The 23,786-nt window shown below is 71.2% G+C and carries 21 protein-coding genes; 9 read left to right on the top strand and 12 right to left on the bottom strand.

Going from position 1 to position 23,786, the window contains the following annotated elements:
* Positions 1-67 precede the first annotated feature (67 nt).
* The 3 genes from ACFZBP_RS23430 (at position 68) to ACFZBP_RS23420 (ending at position 3,381) form a co-directional block, all read left to right on the top strand.
* Positions 68-1,093: a P1 family peptidase gene (locus tag ACFZBP_RS23430; protein WP_391415779.1), complete on the top strand. Its 1,026-nt coding sequence runs from the start codon at positions 68-70 to the stop codon at positions 1,091-1,093.
* Positions 1,094-1,226: 133 nt separating this feature from the next.
* Positions 1,227-2,441, top strand: coding sequence for an Ig-like domain-containing protein (locus tag ACFZBP_RS23425; RefSeq protein WP_391415777.1), 1,215 nt, complete (start codon positions 1,227-1,229; stop codon positions 2,439-2,441).
* A 199-nt stretch (positions 2,442-2,640) separates the two neighbouring features.
* A complete protein-coding gene (locus ACFZBP_RS23420) occupies positions 2,641-3,381 on the top strand; it encodes a DUF6227 family protein (protein ID WP_391415775.1) in 741 nt (246 codons plus the stop codon).
* A 39-nt stretch (positions 3,382-3,420) separates the two neighbouring features.
* Here the strand turns inward: ACFZBP_RS23420 and ACFZBP_RS23415 are convergent, their stop codons facing one another.
* The 5 genes from ACFZBP_RS23415 to ACFZBP_RS23395 all read right to left on the bottom strand — a co-directional run bounded on the left by ACFZBP_RS23415 (position 3,421) and on the right by ACFZBP_RS23395 (position 9,534).
* The gene (locus ACFZBP_RS23415) at positions 3,421-3,675 is read right to left on the bottom strand and encodes a hypothetical protein (RefSeq protein ID WP_383447861.1); all 255 of its coding nucleotides are present in this window, start codon (positions 3,673-3,675) and stop codon (positions 3,421-3,423) included.
* A 104-nt stretch (positions 3,676-3,779) separates the two neighbouring features.
* A complete protein-coding gene (locus ACFZBP_RS23410) occupies positions 3,780-5,840 on the bottom strand; it encodes a fructose-specific PTS transporter subunit EIIC (RefSeq protein WP_391415772.1) in 2,061 nt (686 codons plus the stop codon).
* A 229-nt stretch (positions 5,841-6,069) separates the two neighbouring features.
* Positions 6,070-7,017: a 1-phosphofructokinase gene (gene pfkB / locus ACFZBP_RS23405; RefSeq protein WP_391415770.1), complete on the bottom strand. Its 948-nt coding sequence runs from the start codon at positions 7,015-7,017 to the stop codon at positions 6,070-6,072.
* Complete coding sequence (locus ACFZBP_RS23400) at positions 7,014-7,775, bottom strand: DeoR/GlpR family DNA-binding transcription regulator (protein ID WP_383447846.1); 762 nt, start codon at positions 7,773-7,775, stop codon at positions 7,014-7,016. Before ACFZBP_RS23400 ends, pfkB begins: the two co-directional genes overlap by 4 nt.
* 178 nt (positions 7,776-7,953) lie before the next feature.
* Positions 7,954-9,534 (bottom strand): DHA2 family efflux MFS transporter permease subunit, encoded by a 1,581-nt coding sequence (locus tag ACFZBP_RS23395; RefSeq protein WP_391415767.1) that lies wholly within the window; start codon positions 9,532-9,534, stop codon positions 7,954-7,956.
* 62 nt (positions 9,535-9,596) lie between these two features.
* On the opposite strand from ACFZBP_RS23395, the gene ACFZBP_RS23390 reads away from it, so the two are divergent.
* The gene (locus tag ACFZBP_RS23390; protein ID WP_383447840.1) at positions 9,597-10,559 is read left to right on the top strand and encodes a helix-turn-helix transcriptional regulator; all 963 of its coding nucleotides are present in this window, start codon (positions 9,597-9,599) and stop codon (positions 10,557-10,559) included.
* A gap of 577 nt (positions 10,560-11,136) precedes the next feature.
* Here ACFZBP_RS23390 and ACFZBP_RS23385 read toward each other — a convergent pair.
* Positions 11,137-11,724 (bottom strand): TetR/AcrR family transcriptional regulator, encoded by a 588-nt coding sequence (locus ACFZBP_RS23385; RefSeq protein ID WP_383448519.1) that lies wholly within the window; start codon positions 11,722-11,724, stop codon positions 11,137-11,139.
* A 409-nt stretch (positions 11,725-12,133) separates the two neighbouring features.
* The gene (locus ACFZBP_RS23380) at positions 12,134-13,132 is read right to left on the bottom strand and encodes an RNA polymerase sigma factor RpoD/SigA (RefSeq protein WP_062722278.1); all 999 of its coding nucleotides are present in this window, start codon (positions 13,130-13,132) and stop codon (positions 12,134-12,136) included.
* A gap of 170 nt (positions 13,133-13,302) precedes the next feature.
* On the opposite strand from ACFZBP_RS23380, the gene ACFZBP_RS23375 reads away from it, so the two are divergent.
* Positions 13,303-13,833, top strand: a complete 531-nt coding sequence (locus ACFZBP_RS23375; RefSeq protein WP_391415764.1) for a GNAT family N-acetyltransferase — start codon at positions 13,303-13,305, stop codon at positions 13,831-13,833.
* A gap of 13 nt (positions 13,834-13,846) precedes the next feature.
* Here the strand turns inward: ACFZBP_RS23375 and ACFZBP_RS23370 are convergent, their stop codons facing one another.
* Positions 13,847-14,635 carry a dioxygenase gene (locus ACFZBP_RS23370; protein ID WP_391415762.1) on the bottom strand — a complete coding sequence of 263 codons (789 nt, stop codon included), beginning with the start codon at positions 14,633-14,635 and terminating at the stop codon, positions 13,847-13,849.
* 118 nt (positions 14,636-14,753) lie between these two features.
* Here ACFZBP_RS23370 and ACFZBP_RS23365 point away from each other — a divergent pair, with 118 nt between their 5' ends.
* Complete coding sequence (locus tag ACFZBP_RS23365; protein ID WP_383447827.1) at positions 14,754-15,257, top strand: MarR family winged helix-turn-helix transcriptional regulator; 504 nt, start codon at positions 14,754-14,756, stop codon at positions 15,255-15,257.
* A 105-nt stretch (positions 15,258-15,362) separates the two neighbouring features.
* Here the strand turns inward: ACFZBP_RS23365 and ACFZBP_RS23360 are convergent, their stop codons facing one another.
* Positions 15,363-16,904 carry a DHA2 family efflux MFS transporter permease subunit gene (locus ACFZBP_RS23360; protein ID WP_391415759.1) on the bottom strand — a complete coding sequence of 514 codons (1,542 nt, stop codon included), beginning with the start codon at positions 16,902-16,904 and terminating at the stop codon, positions 15,363-15,365.
* Between the two features lie 171 nt (positions 16,905-17,075).
* Entirely contained in the window at positions 17,076-17,720 is a 645-nt protein-coding gene (locus tag ACFZBP_RS23355) for a TetR family transcriptional regulator (RefSeq protein ID WP_391415757.1), read from the bottom strand.
* A gap of 265 nt (positions 17,721-17,985) precedes the next feature.
* Between ACFZBP_RS23355 and ACFZBP_RS23350 the strand changes: the two genes are divergently transcribed.
* Together ACFZBP_RS23350 and ACFZBP_RS23345 are read left to right on the top strand one after the other, a co-directional pair.
* A complete protein-coding gene (locus tag ACFZBP_RS23350; RefSeq protein WP_391415755.1) occupies positions 17,986-19,266 on the top strand; it encodes a M6 family metalloprotease domain-containing protein in 1,281 nt (426 codons plus the stop codon).
* Between the two features lie 212 nt (positions 19,267-19,478).
* A complete protein-coding gene (locus tag ACFZBP_RS23345; protein ID WP_391415753.1) occupies positions 19,479-21,167 on the top strand; it encodes an IclR family transcriptional regulator C-terminal domain-containing protein in 1,689 nt (562 codons plus the stop codon).
* Positions 21,168-21,285: 118 nt separating this feature from the next.
* On the opposite strand, the gene ACFZBP_RS23340 is transcribed toward ACFZBP_RS23345, so the two are convergent.
* The gene (locus tag ACFZBP_RS23340; protein ID WP_391415751.1) at positions 21,286-21,894 is read right to left on the bottom strand and encodes an NAD(P)H-dependent oxidoreductase; all 609 of its coding nucleotides are present in this window, start codon (positions 21,892-21,894) and stop codon (positions 21,286-21,288) included.
* Between the two features lie 72 nt (positions 21,895-21,966).
* Positions 21,967-22,971, bottom strand: coding sequence for a helix-turn-helix domain-containing protein (locus tag ACFZBP_RS23335; RefSeq protein WP_391415749.1), 1,005 nt, complete (start codon positions 22,969-22,971; stop codon positions 21,967-21,969).
* Between the two features lie 193 nt (positions 22,972-23,164).
* On the opposite strand from ACFZBP_RS23335, the gene ACFZBP_RS23330 reads away from it, so the two are divergent.
* A complete protein-coding gene (locus ACFZBP_RS23330; protein ID WP_391415747.1) occupies positions 23,165-23,743 on the top strand; it encodes an isochorismatase family protein in 579 nt (192 codons plus the stop codon).
* Positions 23,744-23,786 lie beyond the last annotated feature (43 nt).

Raw genomic sequence — 23,786 nt, 5'->3', positions numbered from 1 at the left:
CCGGAGTCCCTCGTGAGTTCCGCGAGAGTTCCGGGGGCGGCGCAGGTGGCTGGACGACACTGGGCCCATGACAGTTGACGCTCTGACAGATGTCGCCGGGCTGCGGGTGGGCCACGCGACGCGCGACGGCGAGGGCTGGCTCACCGGCACCACGGTCGTCCTGGCGCCCGAGGGCGGGGCGGTGGCCGCGGTGGACGTACGCGGCGGCGGGCCCGGCACCAAGGAGACGGACGCCCTCGATCCGCGCAACCTCGTACAGAAGGTCGAGGCGATCGTGCTGACCGGGGGCAGCGCGTACGGGCTCGACGCGGCGTCCGGGGTGATGGCCTGGCTGGAGGAACAGCGGCGCGGGGTGCGGGTCGGGGTGGATCCGGCGCATGTCGTGCCGGTGGTGCCCGCCGCCTGTGTCTTCGATCTCGGGCGGGGCGGTGACTTCCGCGCGAGGCCGGACGCGGCCACCGGTCGGGAGGCCGTCGAGGCGGCCGCGGCGAGCGAACCGGGCGCCCCGGTGCTGGAGGGCTGCGTGGGCGCCGGCACCGGGGCCACCGTCGGGCCGGTCAAGGGCGGGATCGGCACCGCGAGCACGGTCCTCGGCTCGGGGATCACGGTGGCCGCGCTGGTCGTGGCCAACGCGGCCGGGTCGGCGGTGGATCCGGAGACCGGCGTGCTCTACGGCGAGCTGTTCCAGGGGCGGGTCGACTACCCGGAGGCGGGCCTGCACGAGGCCGCGCGGCAGCGGCTCGCGGACATCGCGGCGAAGAGCGCGCCGCCCCCGCTGAACACCACGCTCGCGGTGGTCGCCACCGACGCGGACCTGACGAAGGCACAGGCGCAGAAGCTGGCCGGTACGGCGCACGACGGCATCGCGCGGGCCGTGCGGCCGGTGCATCTGCTCAATGACGGGGACACGGTGTTCGCGCTGGCCACCGGGGACCGCCCGCTCGACGCGGGGCATCCGCTCGCGCTGAACGAGCTGCTCGCGGCGGGCGCGGACGCGGTGACGCGCGCGATCGTACGGGCCGTGCGGGCGGCCGGGTCGGTGGCCGGGCCGGGTGGGGTGTGGCCGTCGTACGGGGCGCTGTACGGAGGCTGACGATGTCGAAGTGTCGCGGTTCTGTCACGTGACGGCATTCACCACGAACGCTGGGAACCCGGTTCGGGGGCGGTGACCTCTTCCCCCCTGCAACGGAACGCATCCCGCAGATCGCATGAAGATGGAGCAGATCGTGACAACGCCGGACATAGCAGCGCGGCGCGCACTGGGGGCCTGTGCCGCCCTGATGATCGGCGCCCTGACGCTCACCGCCTGCGGTGGGAGCGCCAACGCCGACAACGACGACAAGGCCGGCAAGGACTCCACGTCGTCCGCCGCGACGATCGAGATCTCGGCGAAGGACGGCTCCAACGGGGCCTCGATCAACTCGACCGGCGTGAAGGTCAGCGACGGCAGGCTGACCGAGGTGAAGATGACGGTGGCGGAGAGCGGGCAGTCCGTGCCGGGCTCCCTGTCCGCCGACGGGGGCAGCTGGAAGCCGAAGGAGCAGCTGGAGCGGGGGACGAAGTACCGCATCGCGGCCACCGCGAAGGACGGGGACGGGCGCAGCACCGCTGCGGACTCCACCTTCACCACGGTCTCCTCGGCCAACAGCTTCATCGGGACCTACACACCCGACGAGGGCACCACGGTCGGCGTCGGGATGCCGGTGTCGTTCAACTTCGACAAGGCGATCGGCGACAAGAAGGCCGTCCAGTCGCACATCACCGTCTCCTCCAGCAGCGGGCAGAAGGTGGTCGGGCACTGGTTCGGGCAGCAGCGGCTCGACTTCCGGCCCGAGGAGTACTGGAAGGCCGGCTCCAAGGTCACGATGAAGATCGACCTGGACGGCGTCGAGGGCGCGAACGGCGTCTACGGCGTGCAGAAGAAGACGGTGACCTTCACCATCGGGCGTTCGCAGGTCTCCACGGTCGACGTGAACACGCAGACGATGACGGTCGTGCGGGACGGCAGGACGATCAAGTCGGTGCCGATCTCGGCGGGCAGCCCGGAGTTCACCACCTACAACGGGCAGATGGTGATCACCGAGAAGTTCGAGAAGCTGCGGATGGACAGCCGGACGGTCGGCCTCGCCAACGCCTACGACATCCCGGACGTGCCGCACGCGATGCGGCTGACGCAGTCGGGGACCTTCATCCACGGCAACTACTGGTACAGCAAGGGCAACCCGCCCTTCGGCCGCCAGGGCACGAGCCATGGCTGCGTCGGCCTGCAGGACGTGCGGGGCGGACAGGGGGACACGCCCTCGAAGTGGTTCTTCGACAACTCGACGGTCGGTGACGTCGTGATCGTCAAGAACTCCCCCGACAAGACCGTGACGCCGGACAACGGCCTCAACGGCTGGAACATGTCGTGGAACGAGTGGGTGGCGGGCAGCGCAGTCTGACCCCCTCGGTCTCCCTCGTAACGGCCTGAAGGAGCTTTCCAGCAGGGATTCTTGACGGTTCGTCGGGCCGCGCGGGAACTTCTCGCGCGGCCCGCGCGTTTTACCGGACGTACGTTTTCTCGGTTCCCGGACATGATGTCCGACCGAGGGGCTACGGTATGCACCCACAAGGTGACATGCAGCAACGCCGGGAGAAACCTTGAGCGTTCCGTACGAGACGGCAGCGTACGAACCAGCCGAGTCGCCCGAGTCTCCGGAGGAGCATCTCGCGCGACTTCTCGGCCGCGCCCTGAACTCCTTCGAGTTGCCGGACGAGACGATACGGCGGCTCGACTGTGCCCTGGCCCACGACAGCTCACTGCACTCCGCGCACCACAGCGCGGGGCTGCACCGCGAGACGTACCGGCACACCTGGCTGCTCGCCGACGGCTCGGCGCTCACCCTGTGGGAGCTCGTCCACAACACCGCACGGGGCCGCGAACCGCAGCACGAGGTGTACGCCGACGAGGAGGAGCTGCGCGCCGCGACCGCACGGCTGCCGCTGCCGCCGGACGCCCCGGACTTCGAACTGCCGGTGACGGTGCAGCTGTCGGCGATACCCGCGTCCCGGCACGCGTACGCGCCGGACGACTCGGCGGACCACGCGCGCCGGGTGCTGCGCCGGGCGGAGAACCCCGACCGGCCGGACGCGGCGACGGCCGCGCTGCTGGCCACGGCGTGCGCGCACCAGATCACCCAGGCCTTCGGACGTCCGTGCCGTGCCGCCGGGCTGTGCTTCTCGCTCTACGAGCACGCCTTCCTGCTGCGCGACGGCGAGGAAGTGTCCCTCTGGGAGGTCGAGCACACGGCGACGCCGGACGGGCGGCACATGTGCGAGGTGTACGTCAGCGAGGACGCGGCGCGCGCGGCGATGGAGCGGCGGGCGGCACAGCTCTCGTAACGCCGGGCAGCGCAGGTGTCCTAGCGGCGGACGCCGTGCTCAGCGGCCGTTGCCGAGCTGTCGCACCAGGCCCGCGAAGGCGTCCCGTTCGGCCGGAGTGAGCTCGACGGCCTCCAGGTCGGGGGCGGTCTGCCGCTGGTGCGGAAGGCCGGGGAGCGCCTGGCCGGGTGCGCGCCGGGGGTCCAGCGCGCGGTAGCGGCGCAGCAGACGGGTCAGTCCGGTCACCCACAGTGCGACCGCCAGGGCGAGTACGACGGGGCCCAGCAGCTGGAGGATCGTGACGTTTTCCGGCATACGCCCCAGTAGACACCACGGTCCGGGCCAGGTGGCCCGGACCGTGACGTATCTCGCAGGTGCCGTGAACAACTCACAGCTCCCCAAAGGGACAAGCGGGAGGCCTACGCGGCGACCGGCTGCTTCGCCTCGGCGGCCGGGGAGACGGCGTCCGCGGTGCCCTCCGGTGCCTTCCGGCGCATCCCCTTCAGCAGGATGACCAGGCCGGCCGTGACCGCCGTACCGGCGGCGATGGCCAGCAGGTAGAGGAACGGCTTGCCGATCAGGAAGGTGACCCAGATGCCGCCGTGCGGGGCGCGCAGGGTCGAGCCGAAGGCCATGGCCAGCGCGCCGGTGACCGCGCCGCCCGCCATGGACGCGGGGATCACGCGCAGCGGGTCGGCCGCCGCGAACGGGATGGCGCCCTCGGAGATGAAGGACGCGCCCAGCACCCAGGCCGCCTTGCCGTTCTCGCGCTCGGCCGTGGTGAACAGCTTCTTGCGGACCGTGGTGGCCAGGGCCATGCCCAGCGGCGGGACCATGCCCGCGGCCATCACGGCGGCCATGATCTTCATCGCGGAGTCGCTGGGCGCCGCGACGGAGATGCCGGCCGTCGCGAAGGTGTAGGCCACCTTGTTGACCGGGCCGCCGAGGTCGAAGCACATCATCAGGCCGAGCAGGATGCCGAGCAGGACGGCGTTGGCGCCGGAGAGGCTGTTCAGCCAGTCGGTCAGGCCCTTCTGCGCCTCGGAGATCGGCTTGCCGATCACCACGAACATCAGGAAGCCGACGACCGCCGAGCCCACCAGCGGGATCACCACCACCGGCATGATGCCGCGCAGCACCGGCGGGATGTCGATCCGCTGGATGCCGAGGACCACGCCACCGGCGATCAGACCGGCGACCAGTCCGCCGAGGAACCCGGCGCCGATGGTCACGGAGATCGCGCCGCCGACGAAGCCGGGCACGAGACCCGGCCGGTCCGCCATGCCGTAGGCGATGTAACCGGCGAGGACCGGGACGAGGAAGCCGAAGGCCGCCGCGCCGATCTGGAAGAGCAGCGCGCCCCAGCTGTCGACCTGGCCCCAGTCGAAGTGCTCGGTGACCGACTTGGCCTCGTTGATCTGGTAGCCGCCGATCGCGAAGCCGAGGGCGATCAGCAGGCCGCCCGCCGCGACGAACGGCACCATGTAGCTCACGCCGGACATCAGCCACTTGCGCAGCTTGGTGCCGTAGCCCTCGCCGGACTCGCCGGCGCGCTCGACGGGGGTGCCGGGCCGGGCGGCACCGGTGACCTCGCCGCGCTCGGCCTTGCCGCGGACCTCGGCGATGAGCTCGGCAGGGCGGTTGATGCCCGCCTTCACACCGACGTCGACGGTCGGCTTCCCGGCGAACCGGTCCTTCTCGCGTACGGCCACGTCGTGGGCGAAGATCACGCCGTCCGCGGCGGCGATGACGGCCGGGTCGAGCCGGGTGAAGCCGGCCGAGCCCTGCGTCTCGACGACGAGTTCGACACCCGCCTCGCGGCCCGCGTTCTCCAGTGACTCGGCGGCCATGTACGTGTGGGCGATGCCGGTCGGGCAGGAGGTGACGGCGACGATGCGGAAGGGTCGCTCGGCGGCCGGCACGGCGGGTGCCTCGGAGGTGGTGCCCGTGGCGGCGTCGGCGGAGGCCGCCACCGACGACGCCACGGAGTCTGGGGAAACGGAGGCGGCGGGCGCGTCGGCCGCCTCGGGCGCCGGGGGCTCCTCGCCCCGGATCAGCGCCGCCGCGGACGCCGCGTCGCCCGCGCCGCGCAGGGCGTCGGTGAACTCGGCGTTCATCAGCTGGCGGGCCAGCGACGAAAGGATCGTCAGGTGGGCGTCGTCCGCGCCCGCCGGAGCGGCGATGAGGAAGATCAGGTCGGCGGGGCCGTCCGCAGCGCCGAAGTCGATCCCGGCGGCGCTGCGCCCGAAGGCGAGCGTCGGCTCGGTGACATGGGCGCTGCGGCAGTGCGGGATGCCGATGCCGCCGTCGAGGCCGGTCGGCATCTGTGCCTCGCGCGCGGCCACGTCGGCGAGGAAGCCCTCCAGGTCGGTCACCCGGCCCAGGGCCACCATGCGCTCGGCGAGGGCACGCGCCGCCGCTTCCTTGGTGTCGGCGGACAGGTCGAGATCGACCAGGTCCGCGGTGATCATGTCGCTCATCGCGGGCTCCTTAGCACGCGTATCGCCCGGTGAGTCTGGTGGGCGGGAAAGGGGACGGGGGTGCCGTGGGGGGAGGTTCGGGTGGGGGAGGCGAGGTCGGGGAAATCCCGCCTCCCCCGGGCGGCAGAGCGGCTCAGGAGGCCCTGCCGTCCGTCGGCGGGCGTGAGTAACGCCGAGCTTCGCCGCTTATGGGCCGGATCGGCAACAACTGTGACAACCGCGACATTCGTCATGACACCGGCTCCTTGAGGACACGGTCCACCGGCACCTCGGCCGTGACCGTCACCGCCGACGGGTCCAGATCGGAAGGCGAGGGCATCACGCTGCCGGGCAGCTGCACGGCGGCCGCGCCGTGCGCGACGGCCGAGGCGAGGGCCTGCGGGCCGCTGCCGCCCGCGATGAGGAACCCGGCCAGGGAGGAGTCGCCGGCACCGACATTGCTGCGTACGACATCCACGCGCGCGGTGGCGAACCAGGCGCCCGCCCCGTCCACGAGAAGCTGCCCGTCCGCGCCCAGGCTCGCCAGTACGGCGCCGGCGCCCATCTCACGCAGTTCCTCGGCGGCCTTCAGCGCGTCGCCGACGGTGGTCAGGGGGCGCCCGACCGCTGCCGCGAGCTCCTCGGCGTTGGGCTTCACCACGTCGGGACGAGCCCGCAGGGCATCGAGGAGGGCGGGTCCCGAGGTGTCCAGGGCGATCCGCGCGCCCCCTGCGTGCGCCCGGGCGACCACGTCGGCGTACCAGGACGGCGCGAGTCCGCGCGGCAGGCTGCCGCAGCAGGCGATCCAGGCGGCGTCGCGCGACTGCTCGCGCACCGTCTCCAGGAGCAGCTCCTGCTCGTCCGCCGACAGCTCGGGGCCGGGCGCGTTGATCTTCGTGAGCACCCCGTCCGACTCCGCGAGCGCGATGTTGGAGCGGGTGGCCCCGGCGACGGGGACGGGCGCGACCTCGATGCCCTGGGCGTCGAGCAGGTCGGCGACGAGCGCGCCGGGCGCGCCGCCCAGGGGCAGTACCGCGACCGTGCGCTGCCCGGCCGCCGCCACGGCACGGGAGACGTTCACGCCCTTGCCGCCCGGGTCCATGCGCTCGCCGGTGGCGCGGATGACCTCGCCGCGGTCGAGGGAGGGCACCTCGTAGGTGCGGTCCAGGGACGGGTTCGGGGTGACGGTGAGGATCATGCGCGCACTACTTCCGTGCCGCCGCGCTCGATCGCGGTGGCGTCTTCGGGGCTCAGCCCGCTGTCGGTGATCAGCAGGTCCACATCGCTCAGGTCACCGAAGCGGGCGAAGTGCTCCTGGCCGTGCTTGGAGGAGTCGGCGAGCAGCACCACGCGGCGGGCGGCGGCCACGGCCGCGCGCTTGACCGCCGCCTCGGCGAGGTCGGGGGTGGTCAGACCGTGCTCGGCGGAGAAGCCGTTGGCCGCGACGAACAGGACGTCGGCGCGGATCTCGCCGTACGCGCGCAGCGCCCAGGCGTCCACGGCGGCGCGCGTACGGTGCCGTACGCGCCCTCCGACCAGGTGGAGCTGGACGCTGGGGTGGTCCGCTAGGCGGGCCGCGATGGGCAGGCTGTGGGTGACGACGGTGAGGGACGCCTCCAGCGGCAGGGCGGCGGCGAAGCGGGCCACCGTCGTACCGGCGTCGAGGATCACCGTGCCCTCCGTGGGCAGCTCGGCGAGGGCCGCCTTCGCGACGCGGTCCTTCTCGTCGGCCGCCGTCGACTCGCGCTCGGCGAGGTCCGGCTCGAAGTCCAGCCGCCCGGCCGGGATCGCACCACCGTGCACACGGCGCAGGAGCCCGGCGCGGTCGAGGGCCTTCAGATCCCGGCGGATGGTCTCCGCCGTCACCTGGAACTCCTCGGCCAGCGACAGGACGTCCACTCGGCCGCCGTCACGAGCCAGCCGGAGGATCTCCTGCTGCCGCTCCGGTGCGTACATGTCCGTTCGCCTCCGAACTGTGCCCGAACTTGTGGTTTCGCTGGGAGGCTACGCCCGCATTTCCGGAAAGTAAACAGGTTCGGGCTTGATCGGGCACGAACGGGCTTCTGAAGTGGAGAAGTGCGGAACCCAAGAGGCCCGGCACAGAAGCGCCGGGCCTCTCACCCCTCCCCCGTCGTCATGACACCAGCGCCGGCTCCTTCTCCTCGGTCCGCGTCGGCTCCTCGGCCGCTCCCTCCACGTGCTGGGCCGGGCGGCCCGGGAGCGCGAACATCAGCAGGAAGATCGCGCCCAGCACCGCGGCCACCCAGCCCAGCGCGTGCTGGAAGCCGTCCCCGTAGGCCGCCGCGACCGCCTGCGGAGTCCGCGCGGCCTCGGACAGCCGGTCGTCGACGACTCCGAAGAAGACCACCGAGACCAGGCCGAGGCCCAGCGCGTTGCCCATCTGCTGCACCGTGTTGATCAGGCCCGACGCCGAACCGGCGTGCTCGCGCGGCACCTCGGAGAGGATCGCGTCCGTCAGCGGCGCCACGATCAGGCCCATGCCGACGCCCATCACGACCAGGGGCAGCGCCATCTGCCAGGGGGCGATGGACAGGCCGTAGCGGTTCGCCTCCCAGATGTAGATCAGCACGCCGAGCGCCATCACCAGCGCGCCCGCCTGGAGCACCTTGCGGCCGAAGCGCGGGACCAGCTTCTGGACCGACATGCCGGCCGCCGTCGAGACCGCGATCGAGAACGGGATGCCGGTCAGGCCCGCCTTCAACGGGCGCCAGCCCAGGCCGAACTGCATGTACATCGTCCAGACCAGGAAGAAGATGCCGAGCGCCACGCCGAAGACGGTCTGTACGGCGATGCCGGCCGCGAAGCTCTTCACCTTGAACAGGGAGAGCTCGATCAGCGGGGAGCCGTCGCGGGTGCCCTTCCTCTTCTCGTACGTCACCAGCGCCCCGAGGACGACGAGCGCGCCCGCCATCATCACGTACCCCCACGTCGGCCAGCCCAGCTCACGGCCTCGGGTCAGCGGGTAGAGCAGCATCAGCAGGCCCAGCGTGACGAGGAGGACGCCGACGAGGTCCAGCTTCAGGGCCCTGGGTGCCTTGGACTCGGTGATGAAACGGCTGCCGAGGATCAGGCCCGCGATGCCGACCGGGAGGTTGATCAGGAAGATCGGGCGCCATTCGAGGCCGAAGAGGTTCCACTCGGTGAGGAGGGCGCCGAGGAGGGGGCCGGTGACCGCGCCGAGGCCGACTACCGCGCCGAACAGGCCGAAAACCTTGCCGCGTTCGTGCGCCGGGAAGGTGGCGTGCACGATCGACAGGACCTGCGGGACCATCAGGGCCGCCATCGCGCCCTGGAGGATGCGGGAGGCGACCAGCATTTCCGGGTTCGCGGCGAAGCCGCACAGGGCCGAGGCGAGGGTGAAGCCGCCGATGCCGATCAGGAACAGTCGCTTACGGCCGTGTATGTCGCCGAGACGGCCACCCGTGATCAGGCCGGCGGCGAACGCGAGGGCGTAGCCGGCGGTGATCCACTGGATCTGGCTGAACGTCGCGCCGGCCTCGCGCTGGATCGACGGGATGGCGATGTTGACGATCGTGACGTCCACCAGGTCCATGAAGGCCGCGGTCATCACGATGGCCAGGGCGAACCAGCGACGACGGTCGCCTGCGGGGTCGCCTGCGGGTTCGCCTGCGGCGGGCTGAGCGGCCGGGCTGGGGTGGGGTACGGGTGCTGCTTTTGTCTCGGCTGAGGTCATGGGTCGAAGTTAGGCCTGCAGTAGGTCAGATCGTGTCCTATTTCTGCGGCATCCTCGGATTCATGACTACGGATACTCCGGCACGGCTGCTGACGCTCCTCTCGCTTCTTCAGACGCCCCGCGAATGGCCCGGCGGCGAGCTCGCCGATCGGCTCGGGGTGTCCCGGCGTACGGTTCGGCGGGACATCGACCGGTTGCGGGAGCTGGGGTATCCCGTGCAGGCGAGCATGGGGGCGGACGGGGGGTACCGGCTGGTCGCGGGCAAGGCGATGCCGCCGCTCGTGCTGGACGACGAGGAGGCCGTGGCCATCGCGGTCGGGTTGCGGGCGGGGGCGGGGCACGCCGTCGAGGGCGTCGACGAGGCGTCGGTCCGGGCGCTGGCCAAACTGGAGCAGGTGCTGCCGGCGCGGCTGCGGCACCGGGTGAGCACGCTGCAGGCCGCGACCACGCCGTTGACCAGTGGGGACGGGGCGAGTATCGCGCCCGAGACGCTGACCGTGATGGCGTCGTGTGTGGCGGGGCGGGAGCGGTTGCGGTTCGCGTACCGGGCGAAGGACGGGGTGGGGTCGCGGCGGGTGACCGAGCCGCATCGGCTGGTGTCGACGGGGCGGCGGTGGTACCTCGTGGCGTACGACCTCGATCGGGGGGACTGGCGTACGTTCCGGGTCGACCGGGTGAGTGAGCCGTTCGCCACGGGGGTGCGGTTCGCTGAGCGGGAGTTGCCGACGGGGAGTGCGGCGGAGTATTTGCGGCAGTCGATCCGGCCTCGGCAGGAGACGTACGAGGTGGTGGTGACGTTCGCCGCGGGGGTGGAGGTCGTGGGGGCTCGGTTGCCTCGGTGGTTGGGGGTGCCGGAGGCGGTGGGTGAGGGTCGGTGTCGGGTGCGGGCTGTGGTGAGTGAGCCTGTGGAGTGGCTGGCTGTGCGGTTGGCGATGGTGGGGTGTGAGTTCTCGGTGGAGGGGCCGGGGGAACTGGTGCGGTGCGTACGGGAGTTGGGGGGGCGGTTGAGTCGGGCGGCGGGGTGACGTGAGGCCTGCGGGTGCCTCCGGCGGTTCGGGCGGGGATGCCTGCGGGTGCCTCCGGCGGTTCGAGCCGGGATGCCTGCGGCGGCCCGTTGCGGTTTGGTGGGGGTTCGCGTAGCGCGGTTCGGTGAGGGGGTGGGTCGGGGCCGTGCCGGGGGGTGTCCGTCCTCGGTCGGGCGGCTCGGTTGCCTTGAGATGTGCTGTGTGTTGACGCCCGCCGCTGCGGGCGGACACCCCCCGACACGTCCCCTTGCCGCCGTACGCGGGTGCGGGCGCGTCCCGCCCCCGCCATCCCTTTCGCGCCGTGGACGGCTGCGGGTGCGTCTCGCCCCCGCCATCCCTTTCGCGCCATGGGCGACTGCGGGCGCGTCTCGGACACCCCGACATTCCCCCTCGCGCCGCGGTCGCCTCAGGGTGCGTCCACTGCAACCCCCTAGGGGCGCGGGGAACTGCGCGACCAACCACGACGCACCCGCAGACGACCTATCACCCGCGCCAGCCAATGCCCTTCACACCGCCCACTGCAACCCCCAGGGGCGCGGGGAACTGCGCGACCAACCACGACGGGCCCGCAGGCGACCTACTGCTCGGGCCCGCCCATGTCCTTCCACGGGAAGTTCCTCAGCGCGGCCAAGTTGGCCTCGGCCAGGGCTGCTGGGCCCTGGGGGCCCTCCGCGGGGGCGTCGCCGGAGGCCCAGGTTTCTACGGCTACCCGGACCGCGGCGGCGGCCACGGCGGCGGGGAAGTTCAGCGCGGCAACGTTGTCCTGGCCTGTTCTCGTCGCCAGGGCCCCGGCGAGGGCCCGTTCGGAGTCGTGGCAGGCCTCGGACCAGACCTTGCGCAGGGCGGGGTTGGAGATGGCGAGGCGGACCAGGGTGCGGACCCATTGCCAGGAGGACTCCGAGATGCCGGCGCCCGGGGTCAGGGTGTGGTGGAGGGCGTGTTCCAGGGCCTGGGGGACGGGGAGGTCGGCGGGGGCGTCGCGGACCGCCTCGGTCCAGCGGGTGGCGCCGGCCGTGTAGAGGGGGGCCACCGCCTCTTCCTTGGTGGCGAAGTAGCGGTAGAAGGTGCGCGGCGCGATACCCGCGGCCTGGGCGATGTCCTCGGCTCGGGTGGCCCGCAGCCCCTGCTTCACGAACAGGGCGGCCGCGGCTCGGGCGATCTCCATGCGGGTCGCCGCCTTGCGACGCTCCGTGAGGGAGGGGGAGGTGCTCACGCTCGGCAGGCTATGCCCATGTGGCACAATCTGCCATTCGGGTGGGCCACCCCGTGGTTCAGGTACGGGGTGGCCTGCCCTTCCAGCGTGTGAGGCGAGGTGGAGCCGGGCCCGGCACCCAGGGGGGATGGGCGCCGAAGCCCGGCTCGGGGAGAGTCCCGGCGCCGGGGGGAGTGCGTCGGGACGTGGTCGGTGGGGGTGGTGCGGGGTCGGGGCCCCGGGGATCCAGGGCCCGAACTCCCTTGCCCTAAGGGCTTGTTCCCGGGGGTCTGGCGGTTGAAGCGGCGTTACATCGCCATGTTTGCGCGGTCTTTCGCCACCCGGCGTACGCGAGCGGAGCCGGTCGCACGCCCCCGGTCCGCTACGCCGCCGCGTCGAAGCCCGTGCTGCGGGCCAGCTTCTTCAGCTCCAGCAGTGCGTGCTTCTCGATCTGGCGGATGCGCTCGCGGGTGAGGCCGTGCTCCTTGCCGACCTCGGTCAGCGTGCGCTCGCGGCCGTCGTCGATGCCGTAGCGCATCTTGATGATGGAGGCGGTGCGCTGGTCCAGGCGGCCGATCAGGTCGTCCAGTTCCTCGCTGCGGAGGAGGGTGAGGACGGACTGCTCGGGGGAGACCGCGGACGTGTCCTCAAGGAGGTCGCCGAACTGGGTCTCGCCCTCGTCGTCCACCGACATGTTGAGGGAGACCGGGTCTCGGGCCCAGTCCAGGACGTCGGTGACACGGTCCGCGTTCGAGCCGAGTTCGGCGGCGATCTCCGCGGGCTCCGGGTCACGGCCGTGCTCGCGGTTGAACTCGCGCTGGACCCGGCGGATCCGGCCGAGCTCCTCCACCAGGTGGACAGGGAGGCGGATCGTGCGGGACTGGTCGGCTATCGAGCGGGTGATGGCCTGGCGGATCCACCAGGTCGCGTACGTCGAGAACTTGAAGCCCTTGCGGTAGTCGAACTTCTCCACCGCGCGCACCAGACCGGCGTTGCCCTCCTGGATCAGGTCGAGGAGGGGCAGACCGCTGCGCGGGTAGCGGCGGGCCACCGCGACGACCAGGCGGAGGTTGGAGCGGATGAAGATGTCCTTGGCCCGCTCGCCGTCGGCGACCAGGGCTTCCAGTTCCTCGCGGGTGGCGTCCGCCTTGGCCTCCTCGTATCCGTCGAGGACCTGCCTTGCGAACACACCCGCCTCGATGATCTGCGACAGCTCGACCTCTTTGGCCGCGTCGAGAAGCGGCGTGCGCGCGATCTCGTCGAGGTACATGCCGACCAGGTCGCGGTCCGCGATCTCGCCGCCATGGGCGCGAACACTGCTTGCCGCGTCGACGGCCTCGCCTGTGGCGGACTGACGACGGGCGACGGCACGGGTTGCCATGCGTGCTCCCTTGCGAAGTGGGGCGGGCGGGTGGTTCGTGAACGGATGGGACTCTTCTCGAGTGCCCGCCGTTCGATGGAAACAACGACTGGAATCAGGACAGAATTCCCAACCCGCCCCCCTATTTTTCTGATCTTGCAGTACCCTGTCCGGCCACATGAGGAGGCACGATGTCGTCGGGACGCACAGAGATGCAGGTCAGGCCGGGAGCCGAGGGTGACCTCGAAGCCCTCACCGACATCTACAACCACTATGTACGTGAGACGCCCATCACGTTCGATACTGCCGTCTTCACGCCGGAAGAACGCCGCCCTTGGCTGCTCTCCCACCCTGAAGACGGCCCGCACCGGTTGATGGTTGCCGTGGAGGACGGTCCCGCAGGCGACTCACAGCGGATTCTGGGCTACGCCACATCCAGTGCCTTCCGACCGAAGCCCGCCTACCAGACCTCCGTGGAGGTCACCGTCTACGTCGCCCCGGACGCCGGGCGCCGGGGCATCGGCACCCTTCTGTACAAGGCGCTGTTCGAGGCCCTGGCGGACGAGGACGTGCATCGCGCCTACGCGGGGATCGCCCAGCCGAACGAGGCGTCCACGCGTCTGCACGAGCGGTTCGGCTTCCGGCACGTCGGGACGTACCGGGAGGTGGGCCGCAAGTTCGGCCGGTACTGGGACGTCGCCTGGTACGAGAAGGAGCTCTGAGCGACCGGGGGGCTCAGCCGAACTGCACCGAGCGCTTCGCCAGGCCCATCCAGAAACCGTCGATCACCGACTTCTGCGGGGTCTGAAGTTCGCCCGCCGCGTCCGCCGCGCCCATCGTCACGAACAGCGGGGCGAAGTGCTCGGTGCGCGGGTGGGCGTAGCGGCCGGCCGGGGCCTTGTGGAGGAAGTCCAGGAGCGAGTCCCAGTCACGGGTCTCCAGCGCCCGGCGGCCCCAGTCGTCGAACTCCACCGACCAGGCGGGGATGCCGCCCTGGCGCAACGCCGCCAGGTTGTGGGTGAAGAAGCCGGAGCCGACGATCAGCACGCCCTCGTCACGCAGCGGCGCCAGCTTGCGGCCGATCTCCATGAGCTTCACCGGGTCGAGGGTCGGCATGGATATCTGGAGGACAGGGATGTCCGCGGCGGGGTACATCTCGACGAGCGGAACGTAGGCGCCGTGGTCGAGGCCACGGTCCGGGATGTCCTGGACGGGCATGCCGGGGGCGCGCAGCAGCTTCCGCACGGACTCGGCGAGTCCGGGAGCGCCGGGGGCCGTATAGGTCACCTGGTAGTAGTGCTCGGGAAATCCCCAGAAGTCGTAGACGAGAGGAACGGTCTCGGTGGCACCGATGGCGAGCGGAGCCTCCTCCCAGTGGGCGGAGACCATGAGGATCGCCTTCGGGCGGGGCAGTTCGGCGGACCATGCGGCGAGCTCGGCGGGCCAGATCGGGTCGTCCGCGAGCGGCGGTGCGCCGTGGCTGAGGTAGAGGGCAGGCATGCGCTCCTGCGTGGCGGCGGACATGGCGGCGACTCCCTCCGGGGGCTTGAAGCCGATTTGCTTCAAATCTAAAGCTTCCCTGTAGAAGACCGTACGCCCAGGTAGTTAAAAATTCAAGGAGAGCTCTCGTACAGTGGAGTACATGAATACGGCATCGACCTCGGAACCACGCTGGCTCAGCGACGAGCAACAGCGCGTCTGGCGCTCCTACATCGACGCGACCACGCTTCTCGAGGACCACCTGGACCGCCAGCTCCAGCGGGACGCCGGCATGCCGCACGTCTACTACGGCCTTCTGGTCAAGCTCGCCGAGTCACCGCGCCGCCGGCTGCGGATGACCGAGCTGGCGATGTACGCCAAGATCACCCGCTCCCGCCTCTCGCACGCCGTCGCCCGGCTGGAGAAGAACGGCTGGGTACGGCGCGAGGACTGCCCCGACGACAAGCGGGGCCAGTTCGCGGTGCTGACCGACGCGGGCCAGAACGTGCTGCGGCAGACGGCGCCGGGCCATGTGGAGGCCGTACAGCAGGCGATGTTCGACCGGCTCACCCCCGAACAGCAGAAGGCCCTCGGCGAGATCATGCGGATCGTCGCCGAGGGCCTGCAGCCGAGCGAAGCAGGTGCGGACCTGCCCTGGCTCCGCTGAACCGCTCATTCAGGGAGCCGGGGCAGATCCTGGTGGCCGACGTACGGAGCGTCCCCATCCCCGTACGTACGCCAGGTCCCGAGAGTGACGGCCGGACGGTCGTCGTCAGTGCGCGACGACCGGCACCGCCAGTTCCTCCGCCGCGCCCTCCTCGGAGGACGCCACCGTCGTACCGCCCGGGCGGCCGGCGTTGACGAGGGTCAGGGCGATGGCCGCGGCCACCACCAGGATGCCGACGGCGAACCAGATGGCGCTGGTGTAGCCCTGCACCATGCCCTCCAGCTGGACCAGCTGCTGCTGGGACCGGCTGGCGGCACCGCCGATGTGGTCGGCGATGTAGGACGTGGTGGCCGAGGCGGCGATCGTGTTCAGCAGGGCCGTACCGATCGCGCCGCCCACCTGCTGCGAGGTGTTGACCATCGCGGAGGCGACACCGGCGTCCTGCGGCTTGACGCCCAGCGTGGCCAGGGACATGGCCGGCATGAACGCCGTACCCATGCCGAGGCCGAGCAGCAGCATCGCGGGCAGCAGCAGCGCCGCGTACGACGAGCCGATCTCCAGCTGGGTCAGCAGCAGCATGCCGAGCGCGGCGACCAGGAAGCCGGGGCCCATCAGCAGCCGCGGCGCGACCCGGGTCATCAGCCGGGTGCCGATCTGGGTGGAGCCCGTGATCATGCCCGCGATCATCGGCAGGAAGGCGAAGCCGGTCTTGACCGGCGAGTAGCCCTTCACGATCTGCAGGTAGTAGGTCAGGAACAGGAACAGGCCGAACATCGCGATGATCGCGAGGCCGAGCGAGAGGTAGACACCGCCGCGGTTGCGCTCGGTGATCACGCGCAGCGGCAGCAGCGGGGCCTTGACCTTGGACTCGACGAGGACGAAGGCCAGCAGCAGCACGCCGGAGGCGACGAACATGCCGACCGTCATCGAGTCGCCCCAGCCCTCGGACTCGGCGCGGGTGAACCCGTAGACCAGCGAGACCAGACCGAGGGTGGACAGGATCACGCCGGGGATGTCGAGCGCGGAGCGGTTGCGGCCGCCCTCGGGCTCACGGATGACGTACCAGGCACCGGCCGCGGCGATGATGGCGAACGGGATGTTCACGAAGAACGTCCAGCGCCAGTCCAGGTACTCGGTGAGGAAACCGCCGAGGATCAGACCGACGGCACCGCCACCACCGGCGATGGCGCCGTAGATGCCGAACGCCTTGGCGCGCTCCTTGGCGTCGGTGAACATCACCGCGAGCAGGGAGAGCGCGGCGGGCGCGAGCAGCGCGCCGAAGGCGCCCTGGAGCGCGCGGGCGCCGAACATCATCGCCTCGTTGGTGGCCGCGCCACCCAGCGCGGAGGCCGCGGCGAACCCGCCGAGACCGATGACGAAGGCCCGCTTGCGGCCCCAGAGGTCGGCGATCCGGCCGCCGAACAGCAGCAGGCCACCGAAGGCCAGGGCGTAGGCCGTGACGACCCACTGCTTGTTGCCCTCGGATATCCCCAGGTCCTGCTGGGCGGAGGGCAGAGCGATGTTCACGATGGTCGCGTCGAGGACGACCATGAGCTGGGCCAGCGCGATGAAGACGAGCGCTTTCCAGCGGTTGGAATCGGCGGCACCGAGGGTGCTGCCTGGAGCCTTTGCGGCCGTTTCGGACATGGGGGTACCCACTTCGGGACTTCGTGACGGAAAAAGTGAAAGAAAAGGGGACGGCTCGTCGGCTGTGACGACCGGTGAGATGCGGTTCGGTGAGTTGGTTACGTGGTGATGCGGTGACGTGATGACTGCCGTGGAGCCCTGAACTGATCGGTCAGCGGTCCGTCGGCCCGGTCAGGCCTGACGCAGGTCCTCCATGGTGAGTGCCGTGCCCGGCAGGACCGAACGGGCCGGGGCCCGCAGTCCGTCCAGGAACAGCTGCAGATGACGGTGGACATAGCGGTCGGCCATGCCGCACCCGGTTCCCGCCGGGGGCCTGCTGAGCTGGGCCGCGGCGATCATGAGGTCGCCGACGTCCACGTCGGAGCGGAGCTGGCCGGCCGCCTTGGCGCGGTCCATGATCGCCCCGACGAGGCTCTCGCACCGCTCGCGCGACGCCTCCAGGTCCGGGTGGTGCTGGTCGAACGTGCTCTGGACCATCGGGCACAGCGCGCTGATCCGCTCGTCGGCCGCGGTGTGCACGAAGCGCTCCAGCGCCTCGAAGGCGTCCCCGGTCTCGGTGAGCGCGAGCTCGGCCGCCGCCACCGTACGGTCCATGACGGAGCAGACGACCTCGCGGACCAGCGCGTCGCGGTCGGGGAAGTTGCGGTACACCGTGGCGTTGCCGACGCCGGCCCGGCGGGCGATCTCGTCGAGCGGCACGTCCGGGCCGAACTCGACGAACATCTCCCGGGCGGCGGTGACGATCCGCTCCCGGTTGCGCAGGGCGTCGGCGCGCGGCCGGGGCGCCTTGCGCGTTACGGGGGTCACGGTCTGCACGGCGTACTCCTGATGCTGCTGATGGTGCTGGATGGCGATCCGGGGAAGCTGTCCCCGTTTCGCTCGGACACAGGGCTAAACGGGGAGAGGGTCCCCGGTTATTTCCCGCCCCGCGGAAGATTTCATGTGACCTGAGTCACAAGCAATTGGCCGAAGAACCCACGTTCGGTCTCTTCCAGCGCGCGCCCGCACAGCCCTCGACACAGGGTGATCGAGAGGGTGCAGCGCGCAGTCCGGCGGCTGCCATGGACTGAAGGGCCCATGCATGCAGCCGAGCCGTCGGATACGTCCCCGCCGTGTGGCCGCCCTCGCCTCCGTGACCGTCCTGACCCTGGCGGTCAGCACCTCGGCAGGCACCGGACACCTCACGGCGGGTACCTCGACGGCGGCCGGAGCGAGCCCGATGCCCCCGGTCCCCCCCTCCGCACTCGGCCCCTGCCTGATCAGCGGCCGACCCACCATCCAGATGTCGGAGGGCATGCCCACCACTCGCGGCTACGCCCGCTCCACCGGCACCGTCCGCGCCCTCACCCTGATGGTCGACTTCTCCGACGCGCCCGGCCCGGGCAAGGCCCTCGACCGTTTCGCGGAGTTCTTCCCGCAGACCCAGAACTGGTTCCGCACCAGCTCCTACGGCCGCCTCGACTACCGCCCCGAGACCCCGATCCCCCGCTGGCTCCGGATGCCCAAGTCGTTCCGGGCGTACGGCATAGAGCGCGGCGCACCCTTCGACCCCGGGTACCGCAAGCTGGTCCAGGACATCGTGGTCGCGGCCGATCCCAAGGTGGACTTCCGCTCGTACGACTTCCTGAACGTGCTGGTCACCCCGAACGCCGGCCCCTCCGCCCTGGACACGGTCCTGTCGGTGACGTTCGCGGGCAACGCGGAGGCTCCGGTGGCCGACGGCGTCTCCGTGACCAACGCGTCCTTCGTCTACTCCCGCCAGGACGACGGCTCCGGCACCTACCACCGCACCGGCTACCGGGTCCTCCCTCACGAGAACGGCCATGTCTTCGGCCTGCCCGACCTCTACACCGCCGAGGGCGGCGGCGCGGTCGGCCACTGGGACATCATGAGCGAGGACTGGGGGGCCAACAACGACCTGCTCGGCTGGCACAAGTGGAAGCTGGGCTGGCTGGACGCCTCCCAGGTCCGCTGCGCGGCCACGCCCGGCACCGCCGAGTACGCCCTCACGCCGCTGGCCCGCGAGGGCGGCCCGAAGCTGGTCTTCATACCGCTGGACCGCCGCACCGGCTACGCCGTCGAACTGCGCACCCGCGAGGGCAACGACGAGGCCGTGTGCCGTCCCGGCGTCCTGATCTACAAGGTCGACGCCGACGTCGACACCGGGATGGGCCCGGTGAAGGTCCTCGACTCCCACGAGGACAGCGGCGGCTGCACCCGCAGCCCGAACGTCCACGCCGAACTCTCGGACGCGACGTTCGTGCCGGGGGAGGAGTTCCGGGACGAGAAGCGGGGAGTGCGGGTGGAGGTGGTGGGGGCGGAGCTGGACGGGGGGTATCGGGTGCGGGTGACGCGGGGGTAAGGCCATTGCGCATTCGGCCCGTACGTCGTCTGGCTCATCCAGCCCGTCCGGCGTTCGAGGACGAGGCCCTTCGGGCCGACGGGGGTCCAGGGGGCGGAGCCCTCTGCCGGGGTGGAAGGGACGGCGCCCCTTCAAGGATGGGAAGGGTAGGGGCGGCGCGGGCGAGAACCACTTACGGTTGGCCCTGCCGAGACCGCCGTACCGGAGACCCGATGCCCGCGAAGACACCCCTGGACGACCACCCCGTACCCACCGAGGCGGTCACCCCACTGATCCGCGGCGTCACGGTGCTCCGGCACCTGACAGACTCCGGCGGCACACTGAGCGCGAGCGGCCTGGAGCGAGCCACCGGCCTCGCCCGCTCCACGGTGGACCGAATCGCCGCCACTCTCGCCCGCATGGGTTACGTCCGCCTCGACGGCCGCGACGTCGTCCTGGCACCCCCCGTCATGGCACTGGGCAACGCCTACCTGTCCGCCCTCGGCCTGCCCGCCCTCCTCTCCTCCCACGCGGACGCGCTCGCCGACGAACTCGACGAATCCGTCTCCCTGGCGGTCGCCGACCGCGACGGCATCCGCTTCATCCACCAGGCAACCCGCCGCCGCGCGATGTCCCTCAGCTTCCGCATCGGCGACCTGCTCCCGGCCGAACGCACCGCACCGGGCCCGCTGTTCGCCACCGAGTGGACGGACGCACGGTGGCAGGCATGGCACGAACGCCGGGCGGCGGACCCGGAGGACCGCGGCTTCCCGGCCGTACCGCCCCGGGAGCACCTGTCCTCCGACGAGGACTTCGCCCGCCGGGCGGCGCGCGCACGGGAGGACGGCTGGGCGCTGGACGACCAGCTGATCGAGCCGGGGTTGGTGGCGGTGTCCGTGCCGGTACGTGCTCCACGCGACCCGCGTGACCCGCATACGGGGGGCGGCCGCATCGCGTGCGTGGCGAGCGTGGTGAGCCACACGAGCCGGCACACCGCCGCCGACCTGCGCGACACGCTCCTCCCCCGGCTGCGGACCACGGTCACGGAGATGGAACGCGAACTGCGCGAGGCACCGGACCCGCGTCCCGGCACGGCTCCGGCGGACCTCGCCGTCTGGACGGGGGCCTCCAAGCAGGAACTCGGCAGGGAGTTCGTCGAGTCGCTGGCGCGCGGTCTGACCGTACTGACCGCCTTCGGCGAGGGCCGGGCCGAGCTGACCCTGACGGACGTGGCCCGCGCCACCGGGCTGGCCCGGGCCACGGCTCGCAGGGCGCTCATCACCTACGAACACCTCGGCCTGGTACGCCAGTCGGGAAACCGCGGCTTCGCGCTGACCCCGCGCGTACTGTCCCTCGGCTACCCACCCCTCTCCCGCACCTCACTGGCCCAGATCGCGACCCCGCACCTGGCCGAACTGGCCGACCGCGTCCACGAGTCGGCGTCCCTCGCGGTACTGACGCCGTCGGGCGAGGAGATCCAGTACACCGCCCGTGCCGCCACCAGCCGCGTCATGAGCGTCAACGTCACCGTCGGCACCCGCCTGCCCGCGTACGCGACGTCCCTCGGCCGGGTTCTGCTGGCCGACCTCCCGCCCGGCGAACGGCAGTTGGGCGACCTGGCCCCGCTGACCCCGCGGACGACCACGGACCCCGCGACACTGCGGGCCGCCCTGGAGGACGTACGGACACGTGGATACGCCCTGGTGGACGAGGAGTTGGAGGCGGGACTGCGGTCGGTGGCGGTACCGGTGCGGGACCGTACGGGCCGGGTCGTCGCCGCGGTGAACGTGGCGATGCACGCCGCCCGGCGGTCGGTGGAGGAGTGCGTGCGGGACGTGCTGCCGGTGTTGGTGGAGACGGCGGGGCGGGTGGAGGGGGATCTGCGGGTGGCGGGGAGGTTCGCGCGGGTGGCGATGGTGTGAGGCCGGCCTGCGAGTCCTGCCTGTGGGGCCCGCCTGTGGGGCCCGCCTGTGGGGCCCGCCTGTGGGGCCCGCCTGTGAAGCCTGTTGACCTTCAGAGCCCGTTAGGCATTGAGGGGGCTCAGCCGTCGTAAGGCCTGACGGCGCGCCCCTCGCGCAGGGTCAGTCCCCACCAGGCGAGCTGGTCCAGCAGCACGGCGGCGGCCTTGCCGGTGCTGTCCTGGTCGTACGGATGGCCCTCGTCGTCGAACCGCTCCCAGGCCATGTGGAAACTGACGGTGTCGCGCAGGGTGACGGCGTGCAGTTCGGCGAAGACCTGCCGCAACTGCTCCACAGCGCGCTGCCCGCCGGCCATGCCCCCGTACGACACGAACCCGACCGGCTTGGCCCGCCACTCCCGGTAGACGTAGTCGATGGCCAGCTTCAGGGCGGCCGGGTAGCCGTGGTTGTACTCCGGCGTGACGACGACGAACCCGTCGAGGCCTTCGATGCGTTGGGCGAGGGCCGGCGCGTCGCCCGGGGCGTCGGAGCGCTCCAGGGTGAGCTTGAGTTGGTCGGCGAGGGCCGGTTCGGAGAGATCGATGACATGGGTCTCCATGTCGTCCCGCCGGCCGATCTCCGACACGAACCACCGGGCGACCGTGTCGGCGAGGCGGCCGGGGCGGACGCTGCCGATGAGGACACCGATCTTGAGCGGGGGCGTGGACGCCTGGGACGTGGGAGTGGACATGAGGGTGCCTCGATTCCGTGAAGTCGTGACTCCGTGAGGGGAGGTCGGTAGAGGCAACGTAAAATCTCAAGTTCACTTGAGGTCAACGCGGAACCTGGCCCGGTACTCGCTCGGCGTAGTGGCGAGGCGGCGCCGGAACGCCCGGATGAGGGTGTCGACGGTGCCGAACCCGCAACGGGAGGCGACGCGTTCCAGCGTGTCGTCGGTGGTCTCCAGCAGGCCGGCGGCTCGCTCGACCCGGGCCGACTCGACGTAGGCGTGCGGTGTCGTACCGAGTTCGGTCTTGAAGATCCGGGTGAGCTGACGTTCCCCGACGTGGAGGTGGGCGGCCAGGTCCGGGACGGTGAGGCGGCGGTCGAGGTTGTTCAGGATGTGATGCCGCAGATCCTCGACGCGCCGGGTCGTGGAGACCTGCTCCAACGGCACGCTGAACTGGGACTGTCCGCTGGGCCGCTTCAGATACATCACGAGCCGCCGGGCCACGCGCAACGCGACGCTCTCGCCGAGGTCCTCCGCGACCAGCGCAAGGGACAGGTCGAGGCAGGCGCTGATGCCCGCGCCGGTCCAGACCTCCCCGTGCTCACCCTGCTGACGGATGAAGATCGGATCCGGGTCGACCAGCACCGCGGGATGGTCGGCGGCGAGCCGTTGCGCGGTCGACCAGTGCGTGGTGGCCCGTTTGCCGTCGAGGAGCCCCGCGGCGGCGAGGATGTGCGCCCCGACGCACACCGAGGCCACCCGCCGGGCACGTCCGGCCAGCGCCTTCACCCGGGCCACCGTGCCGGGTTCGGCGACGGGGTGGACGCGCTGCTCGCTGTCGACCTCGACCGAGCCGGGCACCAGCAGGGTGTCGATCACCCGCGCGCCGACCTCGTCGAACGTGACGTCGGGCAGAATCCGCACCCCGGCCGCCGTGGTCACCGGCTCCAAGGTCTCGGCGGCCAGTACGACCTCGTAGCCGCCCTGTCCGGTGGCTTCCCCGGGGACGAGCGAGAACACCTCCGGCGGCCCGGTGACGTCGAGGAGGTCGACGCCTTCGAACAGCACGATCACGATCAACCGGTTCACGATCCCCACCCCACCCTGCGCCGCGCGCCCGCGTCCGCTCCCACACCCGCTCCGCCCCCGCCGGAGTCGGTTTCTGCAACTACCACGTCATTGCGGACGCTTCGGCCCGGACCGTAGCGTCACATACGGCTACAACGACCTCAACGAACTGTTGATCCCCACGCACCGAACCTTTCCCTGCCCCCTCCCCCTGGAGAAGACCGTGCCGAGCAAGACATTGCGCGACCTCGCCGGCGCCGACAGCACGCCGGCCGCCCTCGCGACCTCGACCCTCATCCTCGTCGACTACCAGAACACCTACACCCGCGGCGCTATGGAACTCGACGGCTGGCAGCCCGCCCTGGACGCCGCGGCGGACCTGCTGTCCCGGGCCCGCGCGGCCGGCTCCGCGATCATCCACGTCCAGCACGACGACGGCGAGGGCTCCCTCTACGACATCCGCCAGGACATCGGCCGCATCCACCCCAGCGTCGCCCCCGTCGACGGCGAGCCCGTGGTCGTCAAGCAGGCCCCGGACTCCTTCCACGGAACCGACCTCGGCAAGCTCGTGGACGAGGCCGGGAACGAGGCCGTGATCATCGCCGGCTTCATGACCCACATGTGCGTCGCCTACACCTCCGCCTCGGCCGCCCTGCGCGGCAACGTTCCCACGGTCCCGGCGGACACCTGCGCCACGAGGTCGATCGTCGACGTCAGCGCCGACGAGCTGCACCGTGGGGCGTTGGCGGCGATCGCGGATGCGTACGGGGTCGTGGTCGGGTCGGGGAGGGAGTTGGTGTGACGGGACGAGGTACGGGGGTCGGCTGGAGCCCCTTGACCTCAAC

This window comes from Streptomyces sp. NPDC008086 (genome assembly GCF_042957325.1).
GTDB lineage: Bacteria > Actinomycetota > Actinomycetes > Streptomycetales > Streptomycetaceae > Streptomyces.
This window is presented reverse-complemented; position numbering and strand designations above follow the sequence as displayed.

Coding starts and splice junctions, on each gene's coding strand:
- ACFZBP_RS23430 (WP_391415779.1), top strand. CDS start 68: ATGACAGTTGACGCTCTGACAGATGTCGCCGGGCTGCGGGTGGGCCAC.
- ACFZBP_RS23415 (WP_383447861.1), bottom strand. CDS start 3,675: ATGCCGGAAAACGTCACGATCCTCCAGCTGCTGGGCCCCGTCGTACTC.
- ACFZBP_RS23410 (WP_391415772.1), bottom strand. CDS start 5,840: ATGAGCGACATGATCACCGCGGACCTGGTCGATCTCGACCTGTCCGCC.
- pfkB (WP_391415770.1), bottom strand. CDS start 7,017: ATGATCCTCACCGTCACCCCGAACCCGTCCCTGGACCGCACCTACGAG.
- ACFZBP_RS23400 (WP_383447846.1), bottom strand. CDS start 7,775: ATGTACGCACCGGAGCGGCAGCAGGAGATCCTCCGGCTGGCTCGTGAC.
- ACFZBP_RS23395 (WP_391415767.1), bottom strand. CDS start 9,534: ATGACCTCAGCCGAGACAAAAGCAGCACCCGTACCCCACCCCAGCCCG.
- ACFZBP_RS23390 (WP_383447840.1), top strand. CDS start 9,597: ATGACTACGGATACTCCGGCACGGCTGCTGACGCTCCTCTCGCTTCTT.
- ACFZBP_RS23385 (WP_383448519.1), bottom strand. CDS start 11,724: ATGGAGATCGCCCGAGCCGCGGCCGCCCTGTTCGTGAAGCAGGGGCTG.
- ACFZBP_RS23380 (WP_062722278.1), bottom strand. CDS start 13,132: ATGGCAACCCGTGCCGTCGCCCGTCGTCAGTCCGCCACAGGCGAGGCC.
- ACFZBP_RS23375 (WP_391415764.1), top strand. CDS start 13,303: ATGTCGTCGGGACGCACAGAGATGCAGGTCAGGCCGGGAGCCGAGGGT.
- ACFZBP_RS23370 (WP_391415762.1), bottom strand. CDS start 14,635: ATGTCCGCCGCCACGCAGGAGCGCATGCCTGCCCTCTACCTCAGCCAC.
- ACFZBP_RS23365 (WP_383447827.1), top strand. CDS start 14,754: ATGAATACGGCATCGACCTCGGAACCACGCTGGCTCAGCGACGAGCAA.
- ACFZBP_RS23360 (WP_391415759.1), bottom strand. CDS start 16,904: ATGTCCGAAACGGCCGCAAAGGCTCCAGGCAGCACCCTCGGTGCCGCC.
- ACFZBP_RS23350 (WP_391415755.1), top strand. CDS start 17,986: ATGCAGCCGAGCCGTCGGATACGTCCCCGCCGTGTGGCCGCCCTCGCC.
- ACFZBP_RS23345 (WP_391415753.1), top strand. CDS start 19,479: ATGCCCGCGAAGACACCCCTGGACGACCACCCCGTACCCACCGAGGCG.
- ACFZBP_RS23340 (WP_391415751.1), bottom strand. CDS start 21,894: ATGTCCACTCCCACGTCCCAGGCGTCCACGCCCCCGCTCAAGATCGGT.